This window comes from Actinomyces sp. S4-C9 (assembly GCF_000758775.1).
GTDB classification, from domain to species: domain Bacteria; phylum Actinomycetota; class Actinomycetes; order Actinomycetales; family Actinomycetaceae; genus Gleimia; species Gleimia europaea.
This window is the reverse complement of record NZ_JRMU01000001.1, coordinates 160,678-170,169: the sequence shown is the minus strand read 5'-3', so window position 1 is coordinate 170,169 and position 9,492 is coordinate 160,678. Positions and strand designations below refer to the sequence as shown.

6 protein-coding genes and 2 pseudogenes are annotated in these 9,492 nt (G+C 54.4%); 4 read left to right on the top strand and 4 right to left on the bottom strand.

The window, feature by feature from the left end; all coding sequences use genetic code 11:
- Positions 1-48: 48 nt before the first annotated feature.
- Positions 49-369, bottom strand: a pseudogene (locus HMPREF1628_RS00745) (virulence RhuM family protein); the annotation flags it as partial.
- 352 nt (positions 370-721) lie between these two features.
- Here HMPREF1628_RS00745 and HMPREF1628_RS00740 point away from each other — a divergent pair.
- Positions 722-1,537, top strand: coding sequence for a hypothetical protein (locus HMPREF1628_RS00740; RefSeq protein WP_034506549.1), 816 nt, complete (start codon positions 722-724; stop codon positions 1,535-1,537).
- Positions 1,538-1,596: 59 nt separating this feature from the next.
- Here HMPREF1628_RS00740 and HMPREF1628_RS09140 read toward each other — a convergent pair.
- A pseudogene (locus tag HMPREF1628_RS09140) lies at positions 1,597-2,337 on the bottom strand (oxygenase MpaB family protein).
- 370 nt (positions 2,338-2,707) lie between these two features.
- Between HMPREF1628_RS09140 and HMPREF1628_RS00730 the strand changes: the two are divergent.
- Together HMPREF1628_RS00730 and HMPREF1628_RS00725 are read left to right on the top strand one after the other, a co-directional pair.
- On the top strand, positions 2,708-3,397 hold the full coding sequence (locus HMPREF1628_RS00730; protein WP_034506547.1) for a cyclase family protein: 690 nt from the start codon (positions 2,708-2,710) through the stop codon (positions 3,395-3,397).
- Between the two features lie 204 nt (positions 3,398-3,601).
- Positions 3,602-4,849, top strand: a complete 1,248-nt coding sequence (locus HMPREF1628_RS00725; protein WP_034506545.1) for a DUF6688 domain-containing protein — start codon at positions 3,602-3,604, stop codon at positions 4,847-4,849.
- A gap of 61 nt (positions 4,850-4,910) precedes the next feature.
- Here HMPREF1628_RS00725 and HMPREF1628_RS00720 read toward each other — a convergent pair whose 3' ends face one another.
- Together HMPREF1628_RS00720 and HMPREF1628_RS00715 are read right to left on the bottom strand one after the other, a co-directional pair.
- Positions 4,911-6,152 carry an MFS transporter gene (locus tag HMPREF1628_RS00720; RefSeq protein WP_034506541.1) on the bottom strand — a complete coding sequence of 414 codons (1,242 nt, stop codon included), beginning with the start codon at positions 6,150-6,152 and terminating at the stop codon, positions 4,911-4,913.
- Positions 6,149-7,492 carry a glycoside hydrolase family 1 protein gene (locus tag HMPREF1628_RS00715; protein WP_084703129.1) on the bottom strand — a complete coding sequence of 448 codons (1,344 nt, stop codon included), beginning with the start codon at positions 7,490-7,492 and terminating at the stop codon, positions 6,149-6,151. The genes HMPREF1628_RS00720 and HMPREF1628_RS00715 overlap by 4 nt, the downstream gene beginning before the upstream one ends.
- A 278-nt stretch (positions 7,493-7,770) precedes the next feature.
- Between HMPREF1628_RS00715 and HMPREF1628_RS00710 the strand changes: the two genes are divergently transcribed.
- Entirely contained in the window at positions 7,771-9,396 is a 1,626-nt protein-coding gene (locus HMPREF1628_RS00710) for an ABC-F family ATP-binding cassette domain-containing protein (protein ID WP_034506537.1), read from the top strand.
- Positions 9,397-9,492: the final 96 nt, after the last annotated feature.

The following is a 9,492-nucleotide window of genomic DNA, read 5'->3' as shown; positions in this document are numbered from 1 at the left end:
GATTTTTGTTCTTGTTTTAGGTTTTGCGGTGCCCGTTCCACTTTATGTTTCGCGGTCGAGGACGTAGCCGCGGAGTGTGAAGTCTCTAAGGATATTGGTTGCCCATTGTCGGAATTGCGTGGCTCGTATTGAGTTCACGCGGTATCCGACGGAGATGATGGCGTCGAGGTTGTAGTGTTGCACCAGTCTGGATACTTGTCGCGTGCCCTCGGTTTGAACTATCCGGAAATTCCGGATAGTTGCGGTTTCATCTAGCTCTCCGGAGTTGAAGTTGTTGTTTAGGTGCTCGTTTACAGTTCTGACGTCTACGTCGAAGAGTTGCGCCATGAGTTTTCGGGTGAGCCAGATGGTTCCTGATTGTCGCGCGACTTATCGACCGCATCCCAGAGGGTATGCTCCAGACTCTTCCTATTCTTCTTAGCGGCCATAAATTTCCTTCTCGTCGAACCTGAACAACCACCCGGGTAGCCGGCACAATCGATTCTCTTCGCAGAGCCGAATTCTGCGTCGCGACGTACTAAACACCGCAAAATGCTTTTGAATCATTCTAATGAACTCCACGGACACAGATTTATCTGCTCCGCCAAATGTGAGAGCGCAGCCTCGTACCCGTCACACCGGTAGTGTGTGGTAGCCGTTAGAAGTTGGGCTGGCGTCGTTCGCGCGCCGCGAAGGTGATAATCTGCGAACGACACATGTGAGGTCTATCCAGGAGGAAGTCATGACCGACCAGAATCTGCCCGAACCTACGCCTGAAGAATCGCAAACGCCGCGCGAGAGCGTTCCCGCGCCGGAAGTGAAGCCAGAAAACGAGTCGGTACCTAGTAGCCCTCAGGGTGAGGCCGCGCAATCCGGTCCGCAGGCGGCCAACACGGCCCCGAACCAGGCTGACGCATCCATGCAGCAGATTAAGGATGGTGCGAAACAGTTCGCCTCAGGAATGAAAGGCTTCTACGACCACAAGGTGGCCCCCGCGGCCAACGAAGCGTTCGAGGTGGCGAAGAACTCGGTGCGCGAAACGCAGGGCAAATCAAGTGAGGGCCAGATTTTCGCTTACGGTCCGATAATCCTGACGGGTGCGGGCGTGCTTGGCCTGATCTCGCTGTTCCTGCCAATCGCTCACATTTTTGGTTTCTCGATCAACTACTTCAGCGAGCTTGTGGGTAATGAGGGCGTATTCTTGCTGATCCTCATGCTCGCGGTGATTTCTCTGGGAGTCGCCGCGATCATGTTTTCAAGCCGCGGAGTTCGCATTGCCGCTGGCGTGGTTGGTTTGATTGGCGGCCTCTTTGGCGTGATCGATGGTATTGGCAGCATTTCCGGTCTTAGCGACACTGGCGCCTCGATTGGAATCGGTCTTATCTTCTTGACGCTTGCGGGCATTGCGATGATCGTGGGTGCGGTGTTCACACTTATGCAGTTGCGTAATCCGCAGGCCGGCTCTGGAGCGCAGCCTCCTGCAGGACCAGCACAGGGGCAGTACCCAACCGGCCCGGTGCAGGGGCAACCTCCGGTAGACCCAACGCAACAAGGGTAAGGTTTGCATCTTCCAGACGCAGTTATCGTCCTTGCCGGGGGAACTGCTAAGCGCCTCGGCTAGTGCTCGGCGGCAGCTTCAACCTCGGCCGATAGTTTCGTTTGGCCAACCGTCCAGCGCAAAGCGGTAGTAGCAACACGTGCAACGGGTCGCCTCCACAAAAAGTCTTGCAGGCTAACTCGCGAAGGCTCGTTTGAGTCCTCGAGGCCCAGCAGTGTTCGCGCTGAATCTGGCAGTAGCGAAATAGCGCCAACCTTCAGCATGTCGTAGCCCCACCTCATCGGCGGCTCCAAAGGAGGGTTATTGATCAGCAGGTCAATAACGTCAGCGGTAGCGGCGGAGAACTCCAACTCGGGGCCGTAAGACGCAAGCCTCTCGTAAAGCTGAGCCACAGTGAAAGGCGGATCAACTACGCCAAGCAGCTGCGCAGAAATCGCTGACTGTGCCACATACATGTCGCACTCTTCAGGCGTTAGGGGAGTTGGGCTGAACCGCTGGTAGGCAATCATGAATGACTCAACCTCAACGCAGTGCACTCAGGTTAGTAGGTGCGGATCCGATGCCGCATATGCCCTGCCGTCAGGAAGTTCTCCCTTCACTAACGTGTGGATACGGCGCACGTGAGCAATCAGTTTTTCGGCGTCCTCAATCCGCGCAAACGTTGTGGTAGCAACATATTCTGCGGTCCGCTGTAATCGACCCCAAGGGTCATCCTGGTAACCCGAATGCCCGGCAACGCCAGCCATTGCAAGCGGATGTAGGCTTTGCAACAAGAGGGCGCGGATGCCAGCCATGTACATCGTGGGAGCGCCATTCACGCGGGTTATAGGATCGTCGTTGGTGAACCAGCGTTCACCGGGAGTGCGCCAAATCAGATCAGCGCGAGCCTGTCTATCCGGCCCCGCCACCTTTTGCTTGATCTTCTCCGCAACCTGATAGCGCGCGTTAGAAATCCACATGAAGCCAGTATTGCAAGACGCGCCCAGATGCACGATTTATAAGGTCGACTACTGCAGTAGTCCCGCGCATCACCGATCATTCCAATTTTATTTAATCCGTTTACATGTTCGCGTAGGTCACGTATGCTTAGACACAAGAGGTCAGAGCTCTGAGAACAAGAGATATTCGTTTTAAATAACCTTGACGAGTTAACAGTGAAGGAGAACAAAGGTGTTCGTACACTTGTCACACAAAATGAGTGAAAATGATGTTGCTTTCCCCGGAGAGCCGGTGCTGAAGCTCAGGCAGGATCGCCAAGCTGGCGTTGATGGATATCCCTTCAACGCCTACATCATGGAGTTGCCAAACCACTTCGGCACGCACATGGATGGCCCGCATCATTTCAATACCACTGGTACAAACTTTGAAGATCTTCCCATGGAGTATTTCGTCTACATGGGTGATGAGGTACTAGTTGTTGATCTGCCGCATAAGTGCAAGCCTGGCGAGATCATCACCAAGGAAGATGTAGAGCCTTTCGCTGAAGAACTTAAGGGCAAGGGGCTTTTGCTACTGCGTACGGGATTCGAGAAGTATCGTACGGAGGATCCTGAGATCTACAAGCGTGAAGGTCTAGCTATTCACACGGAGCTGGCAAAGTGGTTGTCGCAGGAGTTCCCGGATTTGCGTTGCGTGGGCATGGACTGGCTCTCGGTAGCGTCGCCGCTTAATGATCACGGCCCTGAGGCTCACCACTGGCTACTAGGCAACTACTCGGACCACCTCATCACCGCTGTTGAAGACATGTCGATGGTGGCGCTGGGTGATTCACCTAAGTTCAAGCTGGTCACGATGGGTCCCCTACGCATCGAGAAGGTTGACTCTGCGCAGGTCAATATCATCGCCTGGCTGGAGGACTAGTCCGGTAGGGTTCCACTCGTTGTAGGGAGACTTACACCAGTGATCGACAATATTCGCTAACAATGCGCATATGCGGGGCGCGACTTCAAACTATCTGAAGTCGCGCCCCTGTTGCGTATTCGAATCAATACGTGACCGCAAATCCCTGCGTTAGTTCAAGGCTCCATAAAACGCGTGTATCGTATTTGCAGGAGAGGAGGACAAGTGAAGCTGTACCGCTACGCCAGCAAACACCCCTCTTTTTCGCGAGTCGTTTTGGCGCTGTTGATCGGAGTTGCCGGAGCGATTGCCATCCTCGCATCCCAGCCTCCTTCGGATGCGAGCCAGATTCTCGGGCAGATTCTGGTTGAGATTCTGCTTGGAGGAGCCCTAATAGCGCTCGCGGCAGGCTACCCAGTGGCGCTGACTGTCAGCCAAATAATCCGCGCGGCCAAAGCCGTGAGCGGTAAGGACTTGCCGGTTCTCGACGCGGGTCTGGACGTTTGGACCCTGTGTGTCATAGTGGTTTATGAGTTCATATACCTGGGGTTCTTCAAAGAGGTTGTGCCTACTGCGGACTGGCACGTTCAGCTGGTGAACTACCAGACCCACGCGCCGATTTACACGCGGGCGTGGTCGCACGTGCTGTTTATCTCGCTACTGTTCGTGTTCGGGTTCCTCGTTTTGAGGTTTAATGAGGCGAAGCAGTTGCCGCCCCTCGTGGTTGTGCTCGCGATTGCGGGGCTTTACTTGGGCGCCGCGTTCGGTCTGGCGTGGACTATCCAGATCACCACCTTTGAAAAGTCCCTCGACGCGTTGCTGATTCTTCCTCTACTGGCCGTGCTTGCGATTGTGGTGAAAGTAGTTGCCATCCAAGTTCGCGCCTACGAAGCTGATGAAGATAGACGAGGCCGCATAGATGGCTCCTCGATATTGAGCAAACTGGATGCAACGGTGGCGGATGCGAAACGCTGGCCGCTTCTAGGGTTCGTGGTAGCGCTCCCGCTACTTGCCGTGGTGGTCGGAATTCTAGCTTTGTTTGGCCAATCACCGAGCATGGTGGTGAGGGCGTTTACCGAGACCAGCGACTGGAATCTATCGCAGCAGGTTGCTCCCCAGAATGTGTCTTTTGACGAGCACTACCTTTGCACCGTGGCGGCCGGCGGGCACCGAGCGGTGGTAAAACCGATTCGCATGGGCCTGCGTCATGGCCGGCCGGTGGTTGTGAATCGCCAGTTGCTTGTGGCTAATGCGTTTGAGCAGGTGTTGGAAGAGCGCGTGCCTAGAACTCATCGGGTTATTCGCCGCTTGTATGACAGGTATGGTTTTCCGGTTGCCAAGCTGATCAGATCGCAGTGGGCGGCCGATGTCGTGTGGGTTTTGATGAAGCCAGCGGAGTGGTTCTTCCTCGCCGTCCTCTATTTGAATGATTGTCATCCGGAAGATCGCATAGCCCTCCAGTACACGGCCTAACGCAGGACAGGCACTTAACGCCGTATTTCACGGACCCGAGTCCGGATTGATTCGGTTTCGCTTACCGGCTTCCTCGCACCATCATTACGGATATTCCACCGATTACTGCAAGCGATGCTGACATTACGTAAAGGCCGGGGTAGCCGCCCAGTACTAGCAGGGCGAAAGCGGCGAGCATTGGCGAGGCCAGGTTGGGGGTGGCAACCGCGATGGCCATGATGCCAATGTCACGCCCACGGCTTGAAGCGGAGGGGAGAACTTGGTTGATTAGCGCCTGGTCAATGGCTGTGAAGATGCCCCAGCTGGCGCCCAGAATGATAGCTGCAATGATCACGATTGTGTAGTTGGTTGTCCACGCCATTAGCAGGCATGCCGCTGCGATGCCAAGACAGCTAAACAGTACAAACGGTTTGCGCCGCCCTACCTTATCCGATGCTTTACCCGAGATAATTGAGGCAAAAACAACGACAACAGCGTAAATGACGGTTAGCTGCAGTACACCCAGGTCGGGGTCTTCGAGTTTGATTTGGTCGCGCAGGAAGTAAAGCAGGTAAAAAAGCGCAACCGTGTTGCCCAAAGTGGCGGCAAGGCGAGAGATGAACACCCACGTGAAGTCGCGGTATGCGGCAATGCCGGTGGCTTCTTTGCTGGTGAGTCCGCCCGCAGCCTCGGCTTCCATGATTGCGCCAGCAAACGCGCCTTCGGTTGGGTGGGTGTTTAATGATGTCTGATTGTGTTTGACCAGGTAGGGCAGGCACAGCAGGATCATGAGGGCAGCGCTGGCGATGTAGGCGGCCTTGATAGATAGACTTTCGCCCAGTAGTGTGCCCACCACTAGCGCCATCGTCCAGCTGATTCCCATGACGCCGGAAACTATCCCGTATTGGGAATGGTTCACCCGGTCTGGTGGGATTGCTTGCGAGGCAGTCACGGGCGCGGCAACAAGCATTTGGAATATGCACCAGCCAACCACAAGCCACACGTAGCCAGGCGCAAATGCCATTGCAAGCAGAGTGCTTGCCGAACCGATGGAGCCGATGATGATCCAGGGGGCGCGCCTGCCTAGCCGGCTACGGGTTTTGTCAGAGAAGATGCCAACGAGGGGGCCGGCGATGAGGCCGAGGAAGCCTCCGAGCGCCATGATAAATGCCAGGCGTGCCTCTTTGTCAGCGGGGTGCCAGGCGAGGATTTGGTTGGCAATCAGTAGCTGGGAGGGCGCGGCCCACGCGATGTTGATGCCCAGGTACATGATGCCAAAGGAGGCTATCCATCCTCGGGTTACCAGTGGGCGTCGCTCACTCACGGTTTCTCCTGCGGGTCGCTCGTGTGCTTGGTTCCAGCGCGGTTGATGGTGCTTGGAGTGCGATAGGTTTGACCCGCGGTGTAGCGCGCTATTATGTCGCTACTCAGCTCGCCGCTTTTAACGATTTCGCTGAGCATGCGGCCAGATGGTTTCACGATGCGTCGCTGGGTTTCGTAATCGTTGTAGACAATTCCAAAGCGGGGGATTTCCCCATCGGACCATTCCCAGTTATCAACAAAACACCAGTGGTAGTAGCGTTCGATCGGTACTGAGGAGTCAAGGATTGCGCTCAGGTGGTCGGCAAGGAATTTTGGCCGGAAGCTTTCGAGGTGGTTCGCATCGCCGTTATCTGCGCATCCGTTTTCTGTGATCCAGACGGGAACGCCGAGCCTCTCATTTAGGTCTTTGGAGCATTCAACAAGGCCTTGCGGGTAGATTTCCCAGCCGAGGTCGTTTAGCGGAACATCCGGGAATGTGCCGTCTTTGAGCCCGTCAACGGCTGTGCGCGAGTAGTAGTTGAGGCCGATGACGTCGACGTAGCGTCCTTCGGGTACGGGTGAGCATCCCATTACTGGCCCAAACTTACCTTTGCCAAATGCTTCGGTTAGTTGATCTTGGAACAGGTAGGAGTCTGCGCTGGTGAGGAACTTGTGCCACGAATTGTTTGGGTTTAGGGGAGCGAAGCTACGCAGGTGGTGAGCAATAGTGACTGTCGCGTCTGGCGTGATGGAGTGGATGAGCTCGTAGGCGTATAGGTGCGCGATGGCCATGTGCCGCATGACTTTCAGGGTGTCACGCAAGCTGACGTTTCCAGGCGGGTCTTCGCGGAATAGGTGAGCCTGCGTGGCGTAAACGTTAGGTTCGTTGATTGTTACCCACTCGTCTACGAGGTCGGATAGTGCTCGCACAACGTAGCGGACGTAGCGCAGGAATGCTTTGACGCTGAGCGGGTTTGTCCACTGTCCGCTTCGCTCTAGCCACAGCGGGTTGGAGAAGTGATGGAGCGTCACGAGGGGCTTTATTCCGCGTTCTTTTAGGTCTGCAAGTTCTTCGCGGTAGCGGTCAATTACCGCATGGTCGAAGTGGCCTGGTTCGGGTTCGATGCGTGACCATTCGAGGCCAATGCGGGCGATTGGGAACCCGAGTTCGCTCATGAGTTCGTTGTCTTCGCGCCAGCGGTTCCAATGGTCGTTTGCGCGAAACGGCGTTGAACCGTCCGCAATGTTGGGGCCTTGTGCCCACTCGTACCAGTTGTTGTTGGTGTCGCCTCCTTCGATTTGGGTGGCTGCGGATGCGGTGCCGATTAGTAGGCCGTTTAGTGGTCTGCTGGTGTTGCTCATGTGCCCACTATCTTGGACGCGAGTAGAAAATAGGCACGATTGGGGGGCAAGGCTTGCAAAGCGCGGAGCGCGAGTTCTTGATGTTTATTGAGTAAAGCCATTGCTAGAGAGTTGGGGGGGGGACTCCAATTGGTAGATAGTAGCTTGGAGTTCGACTATATTGAATTTTGGAATTCATACTTATTGCTTTCTCGAGGAGCAATGTCCGATGGTTTTGTGATCTCTACTCAGCCTGGCTGAGACGCCGCCCTAACAATCGTTGCGTCCTGGAGATCGTCATGCCTGCAATCAACCTCGATAATGTTTCTTTTTCTTATTCATCTAAGCCAGTATTGGACCGTATTGATCTGCATATTGGTGAAGGTGAGCGAGCTTGTCTGATCGGCCCCAATGGGTGCGGGAAAACCACGTTGCTTCGGATCGCATCTGGCGATCTGGCTCCCGAAATGGGTACGGCAAGAGTTAGTGGACTCGCAACAGAGTTGTTCCAAGTGCCTGAGGCTGAACAGTTTGATGGGAGTATCGGTGAATATCTCGACGCGGCGTTGCATCCACTTCGAAGCATTGCTACCCACTTTTATTACGTAGCTGATCGGCTGGAGGCCGACGCGAATCTCGTTGAAATGGGGCTAGAATATGATCAGCTACTAGCCCAGATGACAAGCTTCGACATTTGGACGCTGAACGCGCGGGTTGCGCAGGTGTTGGCCGAGCTAGGCTTGAGCGCTTTCACAGATTCTGGGCTTAATCGCCATGTTGGGACGCTATCTCCAGGCCAGCGAGTTTGCCTGCAGCTGGCGGCCACTCTCATCTTGAAACCTGAAGTGTTGATTTTGGATGAGCCTACCAATCACCTTGATGTAGAAGCGATTAGGTTTCTCACCGAGACGGTGAATGACTGGAAAGGTCCGGTTTTGATGGCAAGCCACGATCGTGCCTTCATTGAAGATACAGCAACAGTCATCTACGACATGGACACGACTGTATGGAACGAGGTTGCGAGGGTTGATGGAACGTGTGAAACGTCGAGTCTTTATCGGTGTGTGGGAAACTATTCCAACTACCTGAAAGAAAAAATCAGAGCCCAGAAAAAACATGATGAGCAGCATGATTTACAACAAGGCGAAAAATACAGGTTGAGAAAACATAGGCAGAAATCCAGCAGAATCTCCCGAGGCGGAGTCCGTTTAGCAACAGCTGAAGGGAAGGCGAAGAAGTATTTTGCAGATCGCGCTGCCACAACGGCTGAACGCCGAATGCGAAACGATGACAAGCGATTAGAGTCCCTAATAAGTCAAGAGGTGCGCAAACCACGTAACTACAACTTGTCATTCGAATTTGAGGCTCCAGCCACGCGCACAGGAATAGCAGTATCGTGCAGGCAAGCATTCGTTATGCATCGCCTGAACGCCATTAGCTTTGATATTTCGTACGGTGAACATTTGCTGGTCGCAGGTGCGAATGGCTCCGGAAAATCTACACTCTTGAACTGGATCTATAGTGGGCAACCACCTGCTGGGACCGTAGCGAGTGGAATTATTGCACGCGACGAATCGATCAGTCTTGTGCCTCAGCATTTGCCTAAAGAAAATGACACAGGCTTCAACACCGATGTTTGGCGCGATGGAGTCGGAGAAGTTGGTAAAGGAATCTTGCATCCGGCAATGTGGTCCATACCCGTTCCAGAATTATCGGCCGGCAATCAACGTCGCGCGCAAATTGCGACTGCCCTTGCATCTGCTCCAACCATACTCGTTATCGATGAGCCAACGAATTATCTTGATTTAGCCTCAATGGAAGCCCTTGAGAGGGCACTATTAAGCTGGACGGGCACATTGATCATTACTAGCCACGACCGGTGGCTCACGGATCACTGGAAAGGTAGACGAATCGACATGCGTTGACGCGGCTTGTTAGGCATTTGGAACGGTATCTGCGCTCATTTTCTTCTCTGGCGATCGTTTCGGAAAGGGGCCTCGCAAGGTTAGCAGGGTTCCGTA